Source organism: Bacillus cereus group sp. N8 (genome assembly GCF_016483685.1).
Classification (GTDB): Bacteria; Bacillota; Bacilli; order Bacillales; family Bacillaceae_G; genus Bacillus_A; species Bacillus_A proteolyticus.
This window is the reverse complement of sequence record NZ_JAEHBK010000168.1, coordinates 1-275: the sequence shown is the minus strand read 5'-3', so window position 1 is coordinate 275 and position 275 is coordinate 1. Positions and strand designations below refer to the sequence as shown.

Sequence of the window (275 nt, the reverse complement as noted above, 5' to 3'; positions counted from 1 at the left end):
AATCAATCTCACCAAAGTTCATTAAGCCATAATAACAGAGAAAACATTCATGGGAATCCTGGCATCGATCCATCCAGGTTAGACGAGAATATCTACTTTGTTCAAAAGGATATTCGAAGTGTATACAAGGATGTCTTTCAAGAAGCGGTGGACAAGTATAATGAGAAGCAAAAACGAAATGACCGTAAGATTCAGGATTACTATGACAAAATACATAAAAATGAAAAGACACATGAGCAACGAGAATTGGTTGTAGCGGTTGGAGAGGGTAAAGA

Annotated in this window: 1 pseudogene; it reads left to right on the top strand. The window is 37.1% G+C overall.

Features of this window, described 5'->3' with window-relative positions:
• Positions 1-275: pseudogene (locus tag JDS80_RS30865) on the top strand (plasmid recombination protein); the annotation flags it as partial.